General features: G+C 43.4%; 21 protein-coding genes and 4 tRNA genes. 8 read left to right on the top strand and 17 right to left on the bottom strand.

All coding sequences use genetic code 11. The annotated features are described in order from the left end of the window. The first annotated feature begins 36 nt into the window (after positions 1 to 36). The 4 genes from folK (at position 37) to ACZ5PW_RS12585 (ending at position 4,240) form a co-directional block, all read left to right on the top strand. Positions 37 to 483, top strand: a complete 447-nt coding sequence (gene folK, locus ACZ5PW_RS12600) for a 2-amino-4-hydroxy-6-hydroxymethyldihydropteridine diphosphokinase (protein WP_464554159.1) — start codon at positions 37 to 39, stop codon at positions 481 to 483. Positions 484 to 540: 57 nt separating this feature from the next. Continuing rightward, positions 541 to 807 carry a transcriptional regulator gene (locus ACZ5PW_RS12595; protein WP_464554156.1) on the top strand — a complete coding sequence of 89 codons (267 nt, stop codon included), beginning with the start codon at positions 541 to 543 and terminating at the stop codon, positions 805 to 807. A gap of 79 nt (positions 808 to 886) precedes the next feature. Beyond that, positions 887 to 1,480, top strand: a complete 594-nt coding sequence (locus tag ACZ5PW_RS12590) for a beta/alpha barrel domain-containing protein (protein ID WP_464554154.1) — start codon at positions 887 to 889, stop codon at positions 1,478 to 1,480. A 675-nt stretch (positions 1,481 to 2,155) separates the two neighbouring features. Beyond that, the gene (locus ACZ5PW_RS12585; RefSeq protein ID WP_464554150.1) at positions 2,156 to 4,240 is read left to right on the top strand and encodes a tetratricopeptide repeat protein; all 2,085 of its coding nucleotides are present in this window, start codon (positions 2,156 to 2,158) and stop codon (positions 4,238 to 4,240) included. 71 nt (positions 4,241 to 4,311) lie between these two features. Here ACZ5PW_RS12585 and ACZ5PW_RS12580 read toward each other — a convergent pair whose 3' ends face one another. Both ACZ5PW_RS12580 and ACZ5PW_RS12575 read right to left on the bottom strand, forming a co-directional pair. Further along, entirely contained in the window at positions 4,312 to 5,574 is a 1,263-nt protein-coding gene (locus ACZ5PW_RS12580; protein WP_464554148.1) for a M20 metallopeptidase family protein, read from the bottom strand. Between the two features lie 3 nt (positions 5,575 to 5,577). Beyond that, entirely contained in the window at positions 5,578 to 5,772 is a 195-nt protein-coding gene (locus tag ACZ5PW_RS12575) for a hypothetical protein (RefSeq protein ID WP_464554146.1), read from the bottom strand. Between the two features lie 132 nt (positions 5,773 to 5,904). Here ACZ5PW_RS12575 and ACZ5PW_RS12570 point away from each other — a divergent pair, with 132 nt between their 5' ends. Continuing rightward, positions 5,905 to 6,255 carry a DsrE family protein gene (locus ACZ5PW_RS12570; RefSeq protein ID WP_464554142.1) on the top strand — a complete coding sequence of 117 codons (351 nt, stop codon included), beginning with the start codon at positions 5,905 to 5,907 and terminating at the stop codon, positions 6,253 to 6,255. 39 nt (positions 6,256 to 6,294) lie between these two features. On the opposite strand, the gene ACZ5PW_RS12565 is transcribed toward ACZ5PW_RS12570, so the two are convergent. Further along, on the bottom strand, positions 6,295 to 7,695 hold the full coding sequence (locus ACZ5PW_RS12565; RefSeq protein ID WP_464554138.1) for a glutamate decarboxylase: 1,401 nt from the start codon (positions 7,693 to 7,695) through the stop codon (positions 6,295 to 6,297). A gap of 148 nt (positions 7,696 to 7,843) precedes the next feature. Between ACZ5PW_RS12565 and ACZ5PW_RS12560 the strand changes: the two genes are divergently transcribed. Further along, the gene (locus tag ACZ5PW_RS12560; protein ID WP_464554134.1) at positions 7,844 to 8,554 is read left to right on the top strand and encodes a DNA alkylation repair protein; all 711 of its coding nucleotides are present in this window, start codon (positions 7,844 to 7,846) and stop codon (positions 8,552 to 8,554) included. Here the strand turns inward: ACZ5PW_RS12560 and ACZ5PW_RS12555 are convergent. The 10 genes from ACZ5PW_RS12555 to rimI form a co-directional block, all read right to left on the bottom strand. Next, a complete protein-coding gene (locus tag ACZ5PW_RS12555; RefSeq protein WP_464554130.1) occupies positions 8,551 to 8,949 on the bottom strand; it encodes a thermonuclease family protein in 399 nt (132 codons plus the stop codon). The genes ACZ5PW_RS12560 and ACZ5PW_RS12555 overlap by 4 nt on opposite strands. A gap of 246 nt (positions 8,950 to 9,195) precedes the next feature. After that, positions 9,196 to 9,282: transfer RNA gene (locus ACZ5PW_RS12550), tRNA-Leu, on the bottom strand. A 247-nt stretch (positions 9,283 to 9,529) separates the two neighbouring features. Next, a tRNA-Leu gene (locus tag ACZ5PW_RS12545) sits at positions 9,530 to 9,616 on the bottom strand. A gap of 386 nt (positions 9,617 to 10,002) precedes the next feature. Continuing rightward, positions 10,003 to 10,470: a GNAT family N-acetyltransferase gene (locus ACZ5PW_RS12540; RefSeq protein ID WP_464554127.1), complete on the bottom strand. Its 468-nt coding sequence runs from the start codon at positions 10,468 to 10,470 to the stop codon at positions 10,003 to 10,005. A gap of 62 nt (positions 10,471 to 10,532) precedes the next feature. After that, positions 10,533 to 10,619: transfer RNA gene (locus tag ACZ5PW_RS12535), tRNA-Leu, on the bottom strand. A gap of 133 nt (positions 10,620 to 10,752) precedes the next feature. Continuing rightward, a tRNA-Leu gene (locus tag ACZ5PW_RS12530) sits at positions 10,753 to 10,839 on the bottom strand. Positions 10,840 to 10,896: 57 nt separating this feature from the next. Beyond that, positions 10,897 to 11,244 carry a preprotein translocase subunit SecG gene (secG, locus tag ACZ5PW_RS12525; protein ID WP_464554124.1) on the bottom strand — a complete coding sequence of 116 codons (348 nt, stop codon included), beginning with the start codon at positions 11,242 to 11,244 and terminating at the stop codon, positions 10,897 to 10,899. Positions 11,245 to 11,288: 44 nt separating this feature from the next. Continuing rightward, complete coding sequence (gene tpiA, locus ACZ5PW_RS12520; RefSeq protein ID WP_464554122.1) at positions 11,289 to 12,044, bottom strand: triose-phosphate isomerase; 756 nt, start codon at positions 12,042 to 12,044, stop codon at positions 11,289 to 11,291. Continuing rightward, on the bottom strand, positions 12,044 to 13,234 hold the full coding sequence (locus ACZ5PW_RS12515) for a phosphoglycerate kinase (RefSeq protein ID WP_464554120.1): 1,191 nt from the start codon (positions 13,232 to 13,234) through the stop codon (positions 12,044 to 12,046). The genes tpiA and ACZ5PW_RS12515 overlap by 1 nt, the downstream gene beginning before the upstream one ends. Before the next feature lie 40 nt (positions 13,235 to 13,274). After that, complete coding sequence (gene rimI, locus ACZ5PW_RS12510; RefSeq protein ID WP_464554118.1) at positions 13,275 to 13,739, bottom strand: ribosomal protein S18-alanine N-acetyltransferase; 465 nt, start codon at positions 13,737 to 13,739, stop codon at positions 13,275 to 13,277. 128 nt (positions 13,740 to 13,867) lie between these two features. Here rimI and ACZ5PW_RS12505 point away from each other — a divergent pair, with 128 nt between their 5' ends. After that, positions 13,868 to 14,383 carry an NUDIX hydrolase gene (locus ACZ5PW_RS12505; RefSeq protein ID WP_464554114.1) on the top strand — a complete coding sequence of 172 codons (516 nt, stop codon included), beginning with the start codon at positions 13,868 to 13,870 and terminating at the stop codon, positions 14,381 to 14,383. Here the strand turns inward: ACZ5PW_RS12505 and ACZ5PW_RS12500 are convergent. The 4 genes from ACZ5PW_RS12500 to ACZ5PW_RS12485 are packed head-to-tail and all read right to left on the bottom strand — an operon-like array spanning position 14,376 to position 17,456. Continuing rightward, complete coding sequence (locus tag ACZ5PW_RS12500) at positions 14,376 to 15,161, bottom strand: inositol monophosphatase family protein (protein ID WP_464554112.1); 786 nt, start codon at positions 15,159 to 15,161, stop codon at positions 14,376 to 14,378. The genes ACZ5PW_RS12505 and ACZ5PW_RS12500 overlap by 8 nt on opposite strands. Positions 15,162 to 15,170: 9 nt before the next feature. After that, positions 15,171 to 16,196, bottom strand: coding sequence for a rod shape-determining protein MreB (gene mreB / locus ACZ5PW_RS12495; protein WP_464554111.1), 1,026 nt, complete (start codon positions 16,194 to 16,196; stop codon positions 15,171 to 15,173). 25 nt (positions 16,197 to 16,221) lie between these two features. Next, positions 16,222 to 17,247: a GAF domain-containing protein gene (locus ACZ5PW_RS12490; RefSeq protein WP_464554108.1), complete on the bottom strand. Its 1,026-nt coding sequence runs from the start codon at positions 17,245 to 17,247 to the stop codon at positions 16,222 to 16,224. A 2-nt stretch (positions 17,248 to 17,249) separates the two neighbouring features. Beyond that, complete coding sequence (locus ACZ5PW_RS12485) at positions 17,250 to 17,456, bottom strand: DUF6485 family protein (RefSeq protein ID WP_464554106.1); 207 nt, start codon at positions 17,454 to 17,456, stop codon at positions 17,250 to 17,252. A 382-nt stretch (positions 17,457 to 17,838) separates the two neighbouring features. Between ACZ5PW_RS12485 and ACZ5PW_RS12480 the strand changes: the two genes are divergently transcribed. After that, positions 17,839 to 19,584 (top strand): hypothetical protein, encoded by a 1,746-nt coding sequence (locus tag ACZ5PW_RS12480; protein ID WP_464554104.1) that lies wholly within the window; start codon positions 17,839 to 17,841, stop codon positions 19,582 to 19,584. Positions 19,585 to 19,630: the final 46 nt, after the last annotated feature.

Here is a 19,630-nt window from a genome sequence, read left to right as displayed (position 1 = left end):
AGTCTTGGTTCAAATGTCGGAGACACCGAAGACAACTTGAATCAGGCTGTTGCAAGACTGGAAAAATATGAAGGTATTGATCCTGAACTCTGGTCCGAAACCTACGAAACAGAACCGCAGGGACTAAAGGATCAGCCGTGGTTCAGCAATCAGGTTGTACGCTTTGCCGTTGACCCCGAGCTGTGGTCCGCAGAAGGATTTCTTTCCACGCTTCAGGCTGTGGAAGGGCAGATGGACCGTGTCCGGGGTATTAAAAACGGCCCAAGAACCATCGATCTGGACATTGTTCTCTTCGGAGACAGAGTCATAGACAGTGGAGACTACCTCACAGTGCCGCATCCACGCGCTACGGAGAGGGCATTTGTCCTACATCCACTGGCGGAAATTGACCCCGGCTTGGTGTTCCCCGATGGAACAAGTGTTGCCGATGCACTTAAACAGATTGATTACCGCATTGAGGGTAATAAAATCTATCAGGATTAATTCAAAGGCCGCACCTGAAAATGGTGCGGCCTGTTTTTGGTTCAGAGGTGAAATATAATGTTGAAATTTGTTATTATCGCCATTGCCTGTTTTGTGATGTGGAAGCTGTTCAGCGGTGATCAGAAGAAAAAAAACGATATGGCGGAAAAGCAGCGTAAAAAAGACATCAAAGCCGGAGAAATGGTAAAAGACCCGATCTGCGGTGCTTATGTGAAAAAAGACGGAGATATCCGAGTTCGTAACGGTGAAAAGCTCGAGTTTTTCTGCTCTTATGAATGCCGCGATAAATATGTCAAAAGCCTTGAAGCTGAAAAAGGCGACTAATCCGGAAAATTTTTAAAGTGCTCTTTGAACGTTAAGTTGAAAGAGCACTTTGCATTTGGATGGAGCAGGGGAGGCGGGTGTGAAAATATACCTTAAGACTTGTTCGCTTTATGAAGTCAGAAATGCGACCGAGTACGGTCTGATTGATGGAGCCTATCTTGTTTCAGAAACTGACGATGAGCCCTGTATGGCTCCAGACAGTAATACAGAATCCATAGTAAGGAATGTAAATGGTCCTGTTTTCATGAGGCCATCAGGCAGTTCTGCAGAAGAGATTCTTGAAGAATCGCGTGAACTGCTAAAGATTTCCCCCAACATAGTAATAAGAATTAAACTCTCACTTGAAGCTTTAAAAGCTTGCAGAATTCTTTCATACAGAGATGTTCTGGTTGCCATTGATGGTATCACCAATTCAACCCAGGCTGTTCTGGCTGCAAAATCCGGTGCCCAGTTCTGTGTCTTTGAAATAAACAATACAAAATCCGGTTCATCAATTGATCAGGCAGAGATAATAAATAGTTCAGCTTTATTCGAATTTCATTGTTTGAAATGTGAAATATCAGCAGGCAATATAGCTGATATTGAGTCATTAAGAAAAACTGTTAACTCAAAAGTGCATTCCACTGAGATCGATTATGAACTTTTGATGAGAGTTCCATGTACTGATATCTAGTCCTCTAATTTAAAGACCGACACAGAATAAAAACGAAGTCCCCAGGGAGTCTATACTTCCTGGGGACTTCGTTTTTAATACACATGGCGTTTAAGAGCATTATGGTCCAAGCACGACTCATAGCAAAAAGATGAACGGATAAGCTTGCGATAAGTTAGGATAGGTCAGAACTTTTAAAAAATTAACTATAAAAATGTCACAGTCCGTCAGATAGTGTCGCGGTTTGAGCTTAAGTTAACATCCATGAATTCAGAATATTATCCAACAAACAATTAGAACGAACATTCAATCGTTAGAAACCAAAATATTATGACTCGATATATTTTAAACATTTATTTCAGTGCCTTATACAAATGTCTCATAATGTAAATTATGTAAACTTTGCTAAATAACTAAGCTGTCAGATATGACCTTGTTGTCAGTTTCTCATTTTCGATCGATAACCTACTTTGGTTTAATATGTTAAAATTCGATATGTTAGAGATTGCCTTTTGTTCGTAATAGCCAACTTGACTTCATCTACTTTAAAATTGTCTATCAACTCTTTTCCCGAATGCTGAAAAACCCACAGTTCAAAAAAAAACCGTGTTTAAATTTGCCTCCTGTTGAGCTTTTCTTTATTGCTTTTGAAGTTAAACCTACAGACGACTCCAAACTCTATTTTAAGAGGAAATAATGAAATTCCATTTTTTAAAAAAGTCATTACGTCCGCTTCTTGCGACCCTGATAATAAGTTCGACTGTCTCGGCTAATGTATTTGCAGCTCCTTCTCAAAATGAATCTTTTGAGGGATGGCTGGAGAAATACGGAGCCTGGGATATACTTGAAAACAACTATTCCACTACTGAGGATTCTCCGGATCTCATCCTTAAACGGGCCCGGACTGCCTTTAAACTGGGCCGTTACTCATCCTGCCTGAACACTCTTCAGGGGACTCCGGCATTTGAAGATAAATTAAAGGAAATAAACCGGCTCTGGCTAGGCGGTCAAACTCAGCGATCCTTAGGTGATCCGGTCAAGGCTGTTATTTGGTTCAGTCAGGCCGCAAGACTTATGGATCAGGATGATCTTGCTTCAAAATTCAACAATGAGCCTAATTTAAAAAATATCTGGTTTGATGTTTGGCGCTCTCTTTACTGGGGATATTTTGTCACTCCTTCTTCCTCCAAAGAAGCACGAAGAATGCTGTTGGATCAGTCTTTTTCACAGGCTGAGCAGGTATGGCCAAGGACTTACTTTGTAATACACAGCAAGCCTGAAATTGAATCCCTTGCTGAAACATCAACTTTTTTGCCTTCGGTGAGTAACTCGACGGTAATAACAGAAAATGACCGTGTTACCATCGCCCGCTCTCTTGCCTCAGCCAGCCTTGGGGAATGGGCTGAATCCCACAAAACTCTTGACGGGGTATACAATGCAACCGTTCATAGTTTCTGGAGCTCAGTCACCAATTACCTTGAAAATGGTGAACGACCGGAGAGCCTGGAACTATATAAAAACGAAAAACTCGTTCACCCGCAGGCTTTCTTTGAGGCTGAAGTTTTAGAACCCGTTATGGCCTCCCCTGCTCTTTGGCAACTGGCAGTCCCCTCTTCCCCGGCATGGGGAGCGTTCAGGAAAAAACTGCTGGAAATGGAACCTCAAGAGGCACTTGAAACAATTGACCGTGAAACAGGATCAATGCTTCTTTCCAATGATCTTGTTAATGCCCTGCAGAACTACCGGCTGGCGTTCGCTTTTCTTAGCGGAGATATGGATTTAGCCAAACGTGTATGGAAAAAACTGGATAATGATACTTTACCTTTAAGTTTAAGAATCGCTTCCGCGATTGTATTCAAGCCTAACTTTTCAAAGATCATAAACAGCCATGACAGTGGCCGTCCGGGACATTTCTATATAATATCGAATCTTTGCGAAGCTGCTGGCGTCGATTATTTCAGCTCAATGAAACTGCCCTTCTGGAATTCAATTCCAGATTCAGAGTTAAACAGTCTTATCAATGAGAACCCTTTGGATAGATTGTTGCTGTTTCATGATCTTTCATCTTCATTCAATAAGAAAAAAGACCTGAATACGGCTAGACGTATGGCATTTCTATTTCAGGAATCTGAGTTAGGTGCGCGCAGTTTTATTTTTCTGGCACAAAATGCAGCTCAAAAACGTGATTTTAAGCTTTCAGCCTTTTATCTTAAAAGAGTCAATCAGGATAAATTCGGAAAAGATATCCGCTTGAAATGGTTGAATGCTGCAGTTGAATATAACCTTGCCGTTGGTGAAGATGCCAAAGCCCTTAAAGGCTATAATGAAATAATTGACTCCGGTGGGACTCTAGCACCGGCCAAGGAATTAAAACTGGCCCTGATGATTCAGCAGAAAGGTGAACTTCAAAAAGCTCAAGCTATACTTGAAAGAATATGGGAAGAACGAAAAGATCTAAATAACGAGCTCAAAGCTGAAATCCTGTTCTGGATTGCTGAAGGCGAACACGCCATGGGAGATAAGGAGGCCGCCTTAAGAAACTATCTTAAACTGGCCTGGAAATTTCCTGAAGAAAATATATGGGCTGTGACTGCGATGTATCGTGCTTCAATGATTTATGAGCATAAAGGACAGTTTGAAACTGCAAAAAGATTTCTCAATACGGTTATTAAGAATGCCGACAGAAAAGCTCAGAAGGAAGCAGCTCAGGCGAGATTAAATGCCATTGATGGGAAGCTTGCCAAAATAGGTGCTGATGGAGAATCATCATTTCCATTTTAATCAACAACCAATTGTAATAACAAAATCCGCCTGAAACTTACATTTCGGGCGGATTTTTTGTTGATTGAAATTTAAGAAAGAAGCTTAACCACCGAAGCACTCATAGCTGTTACAGCTGTACTGATGGTCGGGGCTGGATCAGGCGCAAAACGACTGTTGTGAAGACTTGGCGGATTAATTCCGTCTTTATGGTACAACTCCATCTCTGCGGGTGATGAGGCTCCGGTAAAAAACAGACAGCATGGTACTTCCTGCTCACTTTCCGTTCTGAACAAAGAAAAATCTTCACTCCCCATAGATATTTCGGCTTCAACGCAGGCTTGCGGACCCAATTGCTCAGTGCAGGCATCACTAACAACAGAGGCTAGGCCGCTGTCATTAATCGTTGCGGGGAGTTCTCCTTCTTCATCCAATTCCACAACCGGCAGAAGTTCTTCCGGGAGATTCATAGCCAGAGCCTCGTGTCTGCAGATTCTTTTTATGGATTCAAAAATTTTATTTCGTCCGGCGGAATCCATAAATCTGGCAGTGATTTCCATCTCCACCTTATCTGGAATAATATTCGCCCTGGTTCCACCATGGATAGAGCCCACCGTAACCACTGCCGGTGAAAGCGGACTGAACTCCCTGCTTACAATTGTCTGAAGTGCTGTGACAATTCGCGCAGCCAATACTATCGGGTCACGGCTTTCATGCGGAATAGCACCATGCCCTCCTACTCCTCTGACAGTAACCTTCAGCTGATAGGTTCCGGCCATGATCGGTCCTGACCGCAAAGCAATTTTACCGATTTGAATTTTGGGGTAAACATGAGTGGCCAGACAAAAATCAGGCCGACCGAATTTTTTATAAAGTCCCTGCTTAAGCATTGCCCTTGCACCGGACATCGATTCTTCAGCCGGCTGGCCGACAAAAAGAATCCGGCCGGACCATCTGTCTTTCACGGTGGAAAGAACTTTCGCCGTTCCCACGAGCGTTGTCATGTGAACATCATGTCCACAGGCGTGCATGACTCCAACGTTTTTTCCGGTATCATCGAGAGTTTTGACCCTGCTGGCATATTCGAGCCCTGAATCTTCTGTAACAGGAAGCGCGTCCATATCCGCCCTAACCATTACAGTAGGCCCTTCCCCGTTTGTCAGAACCCCGACAACTCCATAGCCACCGAAATCACGGGTGACTTTAATATCAAAAGCTTCAAGATTCCCGGCTATAACAGCAGAAGTTTTTTCTTCTCTGCCCGAAAGTTCCGGATTGGCATGAAGTTCCTTATAAAAATTGATCAGGTCAGCTAAGTTTTCTTCAACTACAGCTTTAATTTTCTTGCAGGACATTTTTTAGTCTTTATCTTTACTGCTGCCACGAGCTGAAATTTCTGTGTGTGCCCTTCTCTTTGCATCTTCAAGAACAGGATGCAGAAGACCAACTATATTTCTTACATTAAGATTTTCAGCTTCTTTGGAGCAAAGAAGAACATCCAGTGCATCAAGACCGTGGAATATGTATTCTACACTTTTTTTTATTTCTGCCATTTCTGATCTCCTTTTGAGAAAAATAATGTATAGTTCAAGGGTAAGTTAAATTGTATGAACTGTTATCAATGATGTCTATGAATAAATGAGTTTTTACAAGCATTTTGTTCTTACTTAACAAGGAGTCGCATTGTGTCTTACAAAGTGGTTTTCCATATCGATTGGGATGATGAACAAGTTCTTAAAATGGGCCTTGGCAACATCGCAAACCTGTTAAAAGAGCCTGACTCAGAGGGTTCAGAAATTCATCTGGTTGCCAACGGGCAGGCAGTACGTCTCTTCAAAAAAGATTTTGCGGAAGAAAATTTTAAAATGATTGAACATCTTTATTCACAGGGGGTAAGGTTTTGCCTCTGCAGTAATTCTTTATTGAAATTCAACTACAACGAAGAAGATATGCTGGAGTATTGCGTAGTTGTATCCGCCGGAGTTGCCGAACTCTGCAAACTGCAGCAGCAGGGATGCGCCTACATAAAACCATAAAAAAACGGCGGATTTTTTAAAGAATCCGCCGTTTTTTTGTCAGCACTGCTTCATTGTAGATCTGGTGCTCTGCGTTGAGTCTGAGGTATGCTCGTATTTATGAATTATTCTCCGAATATCATCCATCAGCAAATGAGCCATGTCCATGCTCATCCCTTCCTTAACCACAATTCGCAATACGGCATCATCTTCACAATTTTCAGGCATTGTGTATGCCGGAACCAGCCATCCCCGGTGCCGTAATAATTCGGAGACTTCAAATACGTTGAAATCAACATTGACATCCCGGCGGATGCGGAAAGTAATCAGCGGCATTTTGAGTTCCGGCAACAGACTTTCAAAAACATGAGTTTCTTCAAGTTCTGCTTTAATAAACTCAGCAGTATCCATACATGCCTGCATCACTCTGGTGTATCCCTCCCTTCCGAGGCGAATAAAATTATAGTACTGGGCAACGACCTGATTTCCCGGGCGGGAAAAGTTCAGTGCAAAAGTCGGCATTTCGCCACCAAGATAGTTGACCCTGAAGACAAGATCTTCCGGTAATTCAGATGTATGACGCCATATTGCCCAGCCCACTCCGGGATAAACAAGACCGAACTTATGCCCTGAGACATTAATCGACTTGACCCATTTGAGACGAAAATCCCATTCAAGGTCAGGAGCAATAAACGGAGCTATGAATCCTCCACTGGCTGCATCTACATGCAGTGGGATATCGTATCCGGTTTCAGAATTGTATTTTTCCAGAGCATCGTTATATTCCTTAACCGGCTCAAATTCCCCGGTATGTGTTGTCCCAAGTATGGCTACAACTCCTATGGTATTTTCATCACAGGCGGCGATTACATCTTCTGTTTTCATGCTGTAATGTCCGTCTGAAACAGGAATGAGTCTTGGTTCAACTTCCCAGTACCGGCAGAACTTTTCCCAGCAGACCTGCACACTGGCACTTATCACCATGTTAGGTTTATCAGTCGGCCTGCCTCTGGATTTCATGCGGTCACGCCATTTCCATTTCAGGGCCATACCACATAACATCGCTGCCTCGCTGGAACCTGTCGTTGAACATCCACAAGCCCCCTCCTCGTCCGGAATATTGTAAAGATCTGAGAGGATATGAACGCAGCGATCTTCCAGTTCGGCTGTTTGCGGGTATTCATCTTTGTCGATCATGTTCTTGTCAAATGTATCAGTCATGAGCTGCCGGGCTTCATCTTCCATCCAGGTAGTAACAAAAGTGGCAAGGTTCAGTCTGGAATTACCATCAAGCATAAGTTCGTCTTTTACGAGGGCGTACGCGTGACGGGGATCAATGCTTTCATCAGGGATTGAATATTTAGGAATAGGTTCCTCAAGGTCCCGGGAACCGTAAACAGGCATTATATAGTTCTTACGGTCTTCTGCATTTTTTTTCGATTTTTTAATATGATGCAGCATAATTATCCTCGCAGTGTTTAAATTTCAGCTGATGTTTGAATATTAGATCAAAAGAATCATCTGCCATATAAACATATTGGAAAATTAGCTGCAACTGGTTACAGTTAAAAAACAATTCAATATTATACCGAATGGACACAGATCACAGATGACAACTTTTCACCCCGATAATTTATTACAGGCCATAAAGAAGACCTTGCATGAACAGGCTGATCCGAAACAAGCACCTGAGATGCAGCGCTACATGAAATCAGAAATGCTTTTTTACGGAGTTAAAACTCCAGTCCGTAGGAAAGCTTCTAGAAAGATATTTACAGATTTCAAGCCATGGGATTTCAGGAAATGGACTGATTGTGTTCTTTTCATTTGGCGTAACGCAGAGTTCAGGGAAGAACGCTACTCTGCAATAGACCTGATTACGTGGAAGCCCTGTGTAGACTTTCAAACCTGGGATGCCCTTCCGATGCTTGAGGAATTGATTGTAACCGGTGCCTGGTGGGATTATTGTGATAACCTCGCCGGCCCTCTCGGGAATATACTGCGAGCAGAACCGACGAGAATGTCTGAGTTAATGGAAGAATGGGCGGTGGATGAAAATTTATGGAAAAGGCGCTCGTCAATTCTATGTCAGCTGCGATTTAAAGATGAGCTTAATTTCGATTTATTAAAAAAATGCATCGCTCCAAATGTCACTTCAAAGGAATTCTTTTTACGCAAGGCTATCGGCTGGGCTTTAAGAGATTATGCCTGGACAAATCCGCAGACCATCAATGACTTCGTCAAAGAGAATGACTCCAGCCTTTCTCCGCTGACCAAACGGGAAGCACTGAAAAACATGCCTAAACTGCTGGATTCTTAGCGGGTAGAGGCTCTTCGTCTGCGTTTGAGTTTTCGGAATTCAGCAGGAGTCATCTTCAACCCTCCATTTCTCCATATCCCCACCTTGTCATTTCTGGCAAGGTTTTCAGCCCGCTTGATTTCCTCGTAATGCAAACTGGTCTCCGGATAGTAGGCGGCAATACAGTAGCCTTGGCGAACCAGATCATAATTAAGCATCTTACCATTTCTCCATACATATCCCAGTACACGCTTATATCTATCCTGGGTACGATGATCGTATTCAATATAAGCCCGCCCTTTTCTCAGCCATTGATCAGTATATTTTCTGGCCTCCAGCCCGTATTCCTGTGAATATTCAGGACAGTCTACTGAGATAAGACGCAGATCAATATCAAGACCCCTTAGATTAATCATGAAGGAATCTCCATCCTTTGGCCTTATATATCGAAATTCTTCAGCTTTAACTGGACTCGCACAACACAATAAAAGAACCAGCAAAATCGCATTACACATAGAAAAACACATAAAAAGACACCTTGCATATTTTTTTAAACGCATAAACAGATATTAATAAATTAATAACTAAAAAATATTAGTGTGTCTATATAAAAGCTCAAAAAAAAGGTTGAAGCCTTAGCTTCAACCTTTTTCTCTGTTGCATGGTGCCGAGGGGGGGATTCGAACCCCCACGGAATCTCTTCCACTGCCCCCTCAAGACAGCGTGTCTACCAATTCCACCACCTCGGCTTGAGGTGTTCTGTTTAAGAACGACTCGGTGAAGAAGTGTTTACAAATATATGACAAGCATTGCAAGTCTTTTTTTTGAAAAACACAAAAAAACTTTTACGACTTTTATTAATTAAATCAGCCAGAAAGATGTTAAAATTGTTAGAAGTCATTCGAGATAAACAGTTGTAAGCGTACTCTCTTTATGTCCTTTACGTAACACACGCAAAAGGGCCGGAACTTTCGTTCCGGCCCTTCATTTGTTGCATGGTGCCGAGGGGGGGATTCGAACCCCCACGGAATCTCTTCCACTGCCCCCTCAAGACAGCGTGTCTACCAATTCCACCACCTCGGCTCGAGGTGTTCTGTGTAAGAACGACTCGGTGAAGTAGTGTTTACGGAAAAGAGAAACCTATTGCAAGATGTTTTTTGAAATAACTCAAGATAATAAACTAGATAGTTCACCTGGAAGCAAATAAATATTGCAAAGATTCATTAATACGAATGGAGATCAGTAAACCCTCAAAAAGGCCATTCTGAGGGTATTACTTCTAAAGCTGAACATACTTACCAAAATCTTTGAAAAAAACGATTATGCGTCAATTTAAAAGTGATAAAATAATTAGATATTATAACACTGAAGAGATGGCAGTTCTCAGGAAATAAAGGATAAAAACTATGATTCCTGCAAAAGCTCAATCTCTATCTTTGTTAAGGAGTCACTCTTTTATTGATAAAAATTTATTCGCGAAATCTAAACTCACAAGGTTCACTTTCTGTCAGTTCCATATGAAGTAAAGGAAAATGATTTCCCTGCCCATCATGGTCTGATTTCGAAACAATTATAAAACCCATGTGTTCATAAAATCCTACTGCTTGTGGATTCTGTTCATTTACATCAACTTTGTTCACTTTATTGTTTCGAATAACATGGTTACATAAACAAGCTCCGACACCTTGCCCCCTACTCTCCGGGGCAACAAACAGCATCTCAATTTTATCATCAGACACTCCGCAGAATCCAAGAATTTTGTCACTCGAATTCTTAACACACGATATTTCAACAGCGTCAAAATATTCTGCAAGAATCAATTTCCGTAACCTTGCAATATCCTCTTCCGTAAGAAAAAAATGTGTGGCTCTAACAGAGTCTTCCCATACCTGGATGAGCTCAGGGTAATCACTCTTGTTCGCGTGGATAACAAGCATTATAGTCTTCCTTTGAATACAAAAAGGGCCGGAACTTTCGTTCCGGCCCTTCTTCTGTTGCATGGTGCCGAGGGGGGGATTCGAACCCCCACGGAATCTCTTCCACTGCCCCCTCAAGACAGCGTGTCTACCAGTTCCACCACCTCGGCAAGAGGTGTTGTGTTCAAAGAACGTCTCAACGAGGAATGTTATTAACGGCCTTTAAACATATTTGCAAGCTTTTTTTGCAAATAATTGCTCATAATATCTAGGTTTTTCTTTCGAAAGCACCCTCTTTTCAGATGGTGCCGAGGGGGGGATTCGAACCCCCACGGAATCTCTTCCACTGCCCCCTCAAGACAGCGTGTCTACCAATTCCACCACCTCGGCTCTGAATATGAGCTTATATTAAAGAACTTGATTTAAGTCTTTAAGCTTTCTTAAAAGCTACTTGGTTTCTTCTGCTTTGGGAGCTGCAGGTTTTGCAGGCTCTTCAAAAGTAACCGCGGGCTTTTCAACTTCGGGAGTGATTATTGTGTCACCTTCAAGCATTACAGAATCATCAGCGATTTTGTTGCCGGAAAGAACATTATAACTCAGGGATGTTACCAGAAAGACCGCAGCGAGAAACGCTGTTATCTTGGCAAGTATTCCACCTGCTCCGGTGCTACCGAATACAGACCCACTTCCTCCGCCGAAGATTACCCCCATATCTTCCTTACCGCTCTGAAGAAGAACGAAAACAATCAGAAAGATACAGGCGATAACGTGTACAGTAATTACGAGCGTTTGCAAAGCTTTTTATTCCTTTTTTTTTCACCGGGATTTTGGCGTACCTTTTAAGCCAGAGCAATCTGACTGAAACTTTCGCCGTCCAAGCTCGCGCCTCCTACCAACACACCGTCCACATTGTCAAGTGCTATTATCTGGGCGCAGTTACCGGGTTTAACACTTCCGCCATATAAGATGCGGATTTCACTGGCTTTTTCCGGGAAAATATTTTCCAGTTTTTTTCTAACAAAACCGTGGGCTTCAACTATTTCATCTTCTCCGGCAACTTCTCCGGTTCCAATGGCCCAGACAGGTTCGTAAGCCACAACGACAGTTTCCGGAGCAAAATCAGCCGAAACGTCTTTCAGTCCAGCCTCCAGCTGTCTGTTTATGACTTTCTGAACTTCACCAGCCTTACGTTCATCAATGGTCTCTCCAATGCAAAGAATCATGGACAGACCGTTTTTGAGGCCGAAGGCCACTTTTTCACCGACCATTTCATCGGTTTCACCCATAATGGAACGGCGCTCCGAATGTCCGGCAAGAGCGTAAGAGCAGCCAACATCCTTAAGCATACGGGGAGAGATCTCACCGGTATACGCACCCTCTTCAGCGGGGTAGAGATTTTCAGCACTGAGTGAGCAATTGGCTTTACCTTCAAGAACAGAGCCTACTGATTCTAAAGCTGTGTACGGAGCAGCTATCACAACTTCACGGTCCTCGGGAAGTTTGCCTTCGATTCTGTTAACGAGATCTTCGGCAGTAGCTTTTGCTTCGGCTCTGGTCTTATACATCTTCCAGTTTGCAGCCATTAATTTTTTCATTAGACGTTCTCCTTGAGTGCTTTGAATGCGGGAAGTTCTTTTCCTTCAAGAAACTCAAGGAAAGACCCGCCGCCGGTGGAAATGAAGGTGAATTTATCTTCAAGCTTTGCCTGATGAACAACCGCGTCGGTATCTCCGCCGCCTACGATAGTAGTCGCATCGTCAAGATTTGCCATTGTTTTGCAGAGTTCAAGAGAACCGGTTGCAAAAGCGGGCTTTTCGAACAAGCCCATGGGACCGTTCCAGACGATTGTTTTAGATCTTTCGATCACTTCGCAGAATTTCTTTGTTGTTTCAGGGCCGATATCAAGGAGCATACCGTCTTCCGGAACGCTGTCACCATCACAGACTCCCTGCGCGGTTTCAATGTCGGTTCCCCATACAAAATCAACGGGAAGATGAAGAGTTGTTCCGGAGGAAGCGGCCTTTTCGATGATTTCCTTAGCGGTATCCACAAGGCTTTCTTCAACCAGAGATTTACCGACTGACTTGCCCTGAGCAAGAAGGAAAGTGTTGGCCATAGCTCCACCGATTATGAAATCATCAACTTTTCCTATGAGGTTGTTGAGAATTCCAAGCTTGGAGGAAACCTTGGCGCCACCGGATACAGCGATATAGGGCTTACGAGCGTTTTTGAGAGCCTCGCCGAGGTATTCCCATTCGAGCTTGAGCAGGAATCCGGCACAGCACTCTTTGGCTGCGTAAGGAACGTCAACAACAGAAGCATTGGCGCGGTGGGCCACGCCAAAAGCATCATTAACATAGATATCAGCTAAAGAAGCAAGCTGCTTACCGAAATCTCCCCTTTCTTCGGGAGTCTTTGCCTGTTCTTCAGCGTGAAAGCGTAAGTTTTCCAACATCATGACCTGACCGGGCTTAAGCTCGGCAGCCATTTTTTCCACCTCGGGACCGATGCAGTCGGGAGCCAGGGGGACTTCCATTCCGAGATATTCGCCAAGACGCTTGGCAGCGGGAGCCAGAGACAAGGAGTCCACTCTCTTGCCCTTGGGTTTGCCCAGATGGGCCATAACGATAACCGATGCACCTTTTTCCAGTGCATATTTAAAGGTGGGGACAGCGGCCTTGATGCGGTTGTCGTCAGTGATGGTTTCGCCGTCCAGGGGGACGTTGAAATCAACTCTCATCAGCAGTTTCTTTCCTGCAATGTCAAGTTGGTCAATGAAGCGCATGATCACTCCGTGTTTTTTGCTGTTAAATTGGTTAAAGCCGTCAGAATTCCAAGTCATAAAGATGGGCGTCTTCCCTGGTGTCGGGATAATAATTCTTCCTGATTCCGACTTTCCTGAAGCCCAGACTTTCGTACAGCGCAATAGCTGGATGATTGCTTTCCTTCACATCCAGCAAGCCTCTTTTGATCTCCATTTCCCTGCACTTCTGCAAGAGCGTAAGCATCAGTGCTTTACCAATTCCCCTTCGCCTGAAATCCGGGTGGACTCCCAGATTCAGAACTTCCATTTCTCCCAAAACAATCGAATAGGCCAAATAACCGACCAAAATTCCCTGCTCTTCATACCCCAGAACATAAAAAGCTTTTTTTTCAAGTCCAAGCTTGAACTGCTCCTCAGTCCACTGATATTCAAAACACAGGGATTCGAGGGCCCGTAGCTGAGAAATATGTTCGGACCCCATATCCAATATAATTTGATCACCGGAGGTGACTTCTTTGCTAATCATAATTAATGTGTCTTTCAGCAACGCATTTCATCTGCAATCACCGTCAAAGTCAACGTGAACCCTTTACACCTGATTCCGGAAAATTGAAAGAACAGCCAATAAATAAAACAAATACAGACTCAAAAAAAGTGAAAAAAACAAATTACCAGATCGAAGTGGTGGACGGCAGCAACCGACCATTAAGCACTATGGATATCAAAGAAGTGCACCGTCAAGCTCTATCTCACCGGTCTGTGATCATACTTATTTATGATGCTGAAGGAAAACTGTATCTGCAAAAACGCAGTTCAAACAAAAAGCTCTACTCCGGACGCTGGGATATATCTGCAAGCGGTCATGTTCATGTTGGTGAGTCAAGTTTTGACGCCGCAGTTCGTGAGCTTGAATCCGAATTAAACATCAGGTCCGGCAACCTGAGACAAGTCAGTGAAATAAAAGCCTCTGCTGAAACCGGGAACGAATTTATCACATTATTCACACTGGATAAAATAAACAATATTCCGAATCCGAACCATGAAGAAGTCGAGTCAGGATATTTCTACTCTGAAGAAGAGCTGGAGTGGCTGGTCAGGGAATATAGAGAACTTCTGGCCCCAGCTCTTGTTTTTCTTCATGACCAGCAGTTTCTTTTTAAAATCAAATAGTTCCAAGAACCTCTGAGAGAAGAGTATCAAGTTCTTCATGGATTGCAGTTCCTCCGGCAATAATGCCGGGGGAATAAAGGTCAAAATCTGCACCGCGATAGCCGCTAACTCTTCCTCCGGCTTCTTCCACAAGCAGCCACCCTGCCGCTGTGTCCCATGGTTTCAGGCTGCTTTCATAAAAACCGTCATAACGGCCACAAGCCACATAAGCCAGATCAAGGGCAGCCGCTCCGGGTCTGCGTACTCCCTGAGTTTTCAAAAGAACTCGCTCCAGAGCATTGGTTATGAAGTCGATATGATCTTCAATTGCATAAGGGAAACCAGTGGCAATCAATGATTTTTCAAAATCATTACACTCAGAGACATGGACCTGCTTTCCATTAAGATATGTACCCTGACCTCTGGCAGCCGTAAAAATCTCTCCAAGCAGAGGAAGATTTACGATACCGAGTTCAACCTGTCCATTTCGCCACAGGGCTACCGAGGTTGCAACAAATGGTAATCCATGGGCAAAATTAGTTGTACCATCCAGCGGATCTATGACCCATGTACAGTCAGAAAGACTCGAATTTCCAGCAGTTTCTTCAGCAAGAAAAGAGCAATTTGGCAATATTTTTGAAAGTTCTTCTTTAAGGAATTCTTCGACTGCAAGGTCCGTCTCCGTCACTAAATCAATACGGCCTTTATGCTTTATATTTCTTGGTTTTGTCGAATTACTGCGGATAATCTCACCGGCATCCAGAACAACGCTAACCGCTTTTTCAAGTAGAGAATCCATGTAACCAGCCTAATTTATATAAACCTTCTCAAAGCCTTTATCTTTCTGGAGACTTAACCCCGTACCACGCACAACAGTGGTCAAAGGATCCTGATCAATAATAACTTTCAGGGAACTTTCTCTGTTAATAAGTACATCCAGACCCTTAAGAAGAGCCCCGCCGCCGGCAAGAAGCAGGCCGTTATCAGCAATATCGGCAACCAGTTCGGGCTGAGTATTTTCAAGGGCTACCCTTACCGACCTTACAATTGCCGCAACTGGATCAGCAATAGCTTCCCTGATCTGTGAATCATTGATTTCAATGGACTTCGGCTTACCGTCAATAAGGTTCCTTCCTGAGACAACCATGCTGACCGGTTCTGAAAGCTCGATAGCAGAGCCGATCTGAATCTTGACTTTCTCTGCGGTATTCTCACCGATAAGAAGCTTGAATTCATCCTGAACATACCGCTTGATGGCATTGTTCATTTCGTCTCCGGCAACACGCACAGACTGGCTGTGCGCAATGGAGGCCAGAGTGATGACTGCGACTTCAGTCGTGCCGCCGCCGATGTCAACAACCATATTTCCAACAGCTTTATCAATCTCAAGGCCAGCGCCGATTGCCGCAGCCATGGGCTCTTCAATCAGACGAACTTCCCGCGCTCCGGCCTGCTGTCCGGACTCTATGACCGCCCTTTTCTCAACCTGTGTTATACCCGTGGGCACACAAATAATAATCTTGGGCTTGACCAGATTTTTACCCCTGATAGCCTTTTTGATAAAATAAGCGATCATTTTCTTGGTCACTTCAAAGTCGGCTATAACGCCGTCTTTCATGGGTCTGATAGCCTTAATTTTATCCGGAGTTCTTCCCAGGTACTCCTTGGCTTCTTTACCCACGGCAATAACCGACTCATCTCGGGCATCAAGAGCAACCACAGAAGGCTCATTTAAAATAATCCCGTCTTTGGGAGTGTAAAGCAGGGTATTGGCTGTTCCGAGATCCATGGCAAGATCCTTGCCCAGAAAACTCATTAATTTAGCCCATATCATATATTAAACCTCGCGCGCGAAGCGGTTACCTGTCATTTATAAGCACCGGATTTGCCTTGGCCGGACTCACTTTCTGCAGGGCGGTCCGTGCCTCGGCCAACCTGCTTTTGAGAAAAAGATTTTCAAGGAATTGAGTCAGATACTCTGATACCATAAATAGAAAATCCTTCAAGTCTTCATCAATACGTTTGGATTTTTCATTCGCAAGAACAAGTACTCCTCTGGTCTTGCGCTGAAAAATCAGAGGAAGACATATAACGCTCAAAAATTCTCGGGTAGTTGCGCTTGCTCCCAGAAGGCTTGTAGCAGCCTGTCCGGCCCCGTTTTCCTCAATGAAAACAGGTTCATTATTTTTATACACCCAACCGACAAGCCCGCTCCCCAAGGGGTATTCCCTAGACTTGGAGTCGCCACGATGCATGATCGGCTGGTTTTCACCTTCAACGAAAAAGGACGTTCCCCGCTGATCTATAACGGTGAGAAAGGCATGGGAAAATCCAGATGCCCCGGCAGTCATACCAAGAAGATTGTCCAAAAAAGAATCCCACTTTGGTTGACGCTTTCGCAGATCATGCAGCAGTTTCAATGTCAGGAAATAATCATTTTTCTTGCAGTCCGCATCTACAGACCGGATACATGAAAGCATTGAAGTGATCATCTTCCCGAACTGGGACAGGATTTTGAGATCCTTGGTGCTGAAAGAATAAGTACGCTTGCTGTCAAGACAGATGGCTCCCATGGAATTATCAAGGGGGGTTCCCATAAAAGCCTTCACTTTTTCCTCTTCCCTGCTTTCGTAATACCCTAAAGTAGTTGAACCTTTTCGGTCCATATTATTGATAAAAAGAGGCTCGTTTTTACCCACAACAATTCCGGCAAGACTCTTTTTGGGCAAGGGAGAACCTGTAGATGAAACATCGTCTCCCAGGCTGAAATAATTGGTCAAAGCATATCCATGCTGACCATCGGGAAGATAGAGGACAACCGTATGTGCCTCAAACACGTTACAGACAATGCTGAGGATGTTTATCAGTATCTCGTTTCTGGGCATTTCTATTTAGTCCTGCACTCGATAAAATAGTCAATATTCCTATTATAAGTTTTTTCCTGCTCGGCGGTAAAATAACATGCAGGCAACTGATCTTTACCGCAATGGTATGCAACACACTGGCAACAGTTGCCGTGCCTTGAACAGCCTGCATAAGTACAGGGACAATTCTTGTTTCCGCCATTCTGCTGGGCGCAGCTGCTATCTGACATATATATCAACCTCATCTGATTTTTTAAGATCACTGTCATTAGAAAATAAATATAAATCCGTACCATTCTTATTTCAAAGAAGCTTGACGGTCAACATGAAGTCAATTTGGAAGAGATTTATTTTTCGCCTCAGCCCTTGACTTTCATGGCCTAAAATTGATGATATCCCAAAATATCCACATATTATTGAAACAAAAGTAATGAAAATACTCATTTTTTCGCTTTGAGCATTAATAAATCAGATTCTACACAAAATCTAGATAATTTGTATTGTAATTAGTTGCAGTTCGGGATAATCATACATTATAAATAGAGATAGGGGTGGAGAGGTTGATTATTTAGCCGGACGGGGTGTTATTTAACCGGCAAACAGGGTATGAATATGTGGCAGGAAGCTTTCTCCCGGTACACAGGGCCGTCCTGTGAAACCGAAGCCGATAATAAAGGCGAAATATATGATCTTAAGTCCCTTGAGGGCTTGAGACTTTATCTTGATCATGTACACATCAAGAACTGCCTGCTGCGCCCTTATTTTGAACAGAAAAAAAAATATCCACTGGTAGAATCACGGGAGCTTCTACCTTCTTTCGAGGTTGATCTTTATGAGTATAAAAAACTTCCCGGCTTCAGCATGGTTGCACTTGAGAGGCAGCTGAATTTTTTTCAGGAAGTTTTCCAGTTCGATATTCTCCACAGCCCCAGACTCCTGGATGACAGTACCACCGAAAAAGCATGCCCCTTATTCGATTCCATCCTGAGAGCCAATATTGAAACATTCGAAAGCCGTCTTCCCAAAAGATCGCATAAGGATTTTCAGCAGGAATACAGCCACACAGACGTTTCCAATATACACAATTACGATAAAATTCTTCCCTTCCTTCTGGAAATAGAAAGAGCCCATGTAATGGCAAAAGATAATACCGGGAGGTTTTATCTTTCAGGAGTATTCGGCTCACTTCCTTCCGACCTTGACACCGAACTCAAACGGTTCGGCATACAGATAGGCAAGTTCAAGCCCGGTGACAACCTTCTCTACGAATACAACAGACTGTTCGTATACAACTTTTTAATGGAGTTGCATGGCTTTCCTATTGTATCGGAAAGACGCACATCTTCAGCCCTTTTTGCCAGACGCCTTTTTCGGATGGGTGAAAAATTCATGGTCCGTGTTCTTGGTCAGTCAGACCGCACCATCACTTCCCTGTTCTCACATCCAAAAGCCAGACATTACCCGCGAGTGGAGAAAATAGCACTGGTGCAGGTAAGCAGAGATAACAAGGAAGCAATCGCCGAGCTAAAAAAAGGTGGGTTTTTTGTTGATGTTAAAAGAAGGGTTGTCATCCTCAAGGTCAAATACCGGCAGCATAAGTTCAACCATGAAAACGTGAGGGAAGACAGAGCCCTTTCCGTTTACAGGCAGGAGATAATTCATCCCCTCACAGGTGAAATAGTTTCTCATTTCAATGTAATTAAAGATGCTTCAAGCATGACACTTCTCCTGAACGATATCGTACGCGGTGAATACAATGGTTCAATTGTTTACAAACGTAACGAGTTGATCAAGGACACTGATACACATGAGAAAAGGCTCAAATTCCTTTTTGCGTGGCTCTCTAAGCATCAGCGCAGAATAATCGGATATTCAGATGAATTTTACTCCGGTGTTGTAAAAGTTCTGGATAGTTATCTACTGGCTCCGGACAATTATGAGCCCTTCAACGAAATGTCCGAACTTTATCAGGAAGTATGGTCTAAATACAGTTTCATCCAGCAGGCTAGGAAGCTCAAAACCCTTGAGGATCTTAAAGAAAGAAAGTACCGGGGTAAGCATGTATCCTACCTTGAGATGCTGCAGATAATGACAGAGATTCTGAATGAACTTAAATTTGAGATTGTTAATTATTTTGAAAAGCTGGTTGAAACTACACTCAAAATTGGAGACAGAGTTCTAAATGATTCATACCTGCGGAGAAATTACATCCTAAAACACGATGATGATTTGACCGAGTATGGATTAAAAATAAAGAAACTTTATGGCCGACTCGTTGTAATACTTGATGAATTCAGGTCCATCCGCAAAAGCAGATCTCTTTATGAAGAAGGGGCCAGCATCAGCGGATTGGTTTAAAAAATTGCGGGGGCTTTACCTATATTTTGGTATTGTCCTCAAATTA

It is taken from the genome of Maridesulfovibrio salinus, from assembly GCF_055394525.1.
The sequence above is the reverse complement of the archived record's forward strand: the minus strand, read 5'-3'. Positions and strand labels throughout refer to the sequence as shown.

Excerpts from the sequence above, each read along its gene's own strand:
- tpiA (WP_464554122.1), bottom strand. The coding sequence starts at position 12,044 with ATGAAAAAATTAATGGCTGCAAACTGGAAGATGTATAAGACCAGAGCC.
- ACZ5PW_RS12575 (WP_464554146.1), bottom strand. The coding sequence starts at position 5,772 with ATGGCAGAAATAAAAAAAAGTGTAGAATACATATTCCACGGTCTTGAT.
- ACZ5PW_RS12555 (WP_464554130.1), bottom strand. The coding sequence starts at position 8,949 with ATGATTAATCTAAGGGGTCTTGATATTGATCTGCGTCTTATCTCAGTA.
- ACZ5PW_RS12485 (WP_464554106.1), bottom strand. The coding sequence starts at position 17,456 with ATGTCAGATAGCAGCTGCGCCCAGCAGAATGGCGGAAACAAGAATTGT.
- ACZ5PW_RS12480 (WP_464554104.1), top strand. The coding sequence starts at position 17,839 with ATGTGGCAGGAAGCTTTCTCCCGGTACACAGGGCCGTCCTGTGAAACC.
- ACZ5PW_RS12515 (WP_464554120.1), bottom strand. The coding sequence starts at position 13,234 with ATGCGCTTCATTGACCAACTTGACATTGCAGGAAAGAAACTGCTGATG.
- rimI (WP_464554118.1), bottom strand. The coding sequence starts at position 13,739 with ATGATTAGCAAAGAAGTCACCTCCGGTGATCAAATTATATTGGATATG.
- ACZ5PW_RS12580 (WP_464554148.1), bottom strand. The coding sequence starts at position 5,574 with ATGTCCTGCAAGAAAATTAAAGCTGTAGTTGAAGAAAACTTAGCTGAC.
- mreB (WP_464554111.1), bottom strand. The coding sequence starts at position 16,196 with ATGATATGGGCTAAATTAATGAGTTTTCTGGGCAAGGATCTTGCCATG.
- ACZ5PW_RS12540 (WP_464554127.1), bottom strand. The coding sequence starts at position 10,470 with ATGCTTGTTATCCACGCGAACAAGAGTGATTACCCTGAGCTCATCCAG.
- ACZ5PW_RS12560 (WP_464554134.1), top strand. The coding sequence starts at position 7,844 with ATGACAACTTTTCACCCCGATAATTTATTACAGGCCATAAAGAAGACC.
- ACZ5PW_RS12565 (WP_464554138.1), bottom strand. The coding sequence starts at position 7,695 with ATGCTGCATCATATTAAAAAATCGAAAAAAAATGCAGAAGACCGTAAG.
- ACZ5PW_RS12500 (WP_464554112.1), bottom strand. The coding sequence starts at position 15,161 with ATGGATTCTCTACTTGAAAAAGCGGTTAGCGTTGTTCTGGATGCCGGT.
- ACZ5PW_RS12490 (WP_464554108.1), bottom strand. The coding sequence starts at position 17,247 with ATGCCCAGAAACGAGATACTGATAAACATCCTCAGCATTGTCTGTAAC.
- ACZ5PW_RS12595 (WP_464554156.1), top strand. The coding sequence starts at position 541 with ATGTTGAAATTTGTTATTATCGCCATTGCCTGTTTTGTGATGTGGAAG.
- ACZ5PW_RS12585 (WP_464554150.1), top strand. The coding sequence starts at position 2,156 with ATGAAATTCCATTTTTTAAAAAAGTCATTACGTCCGCTTCTTGCGACC.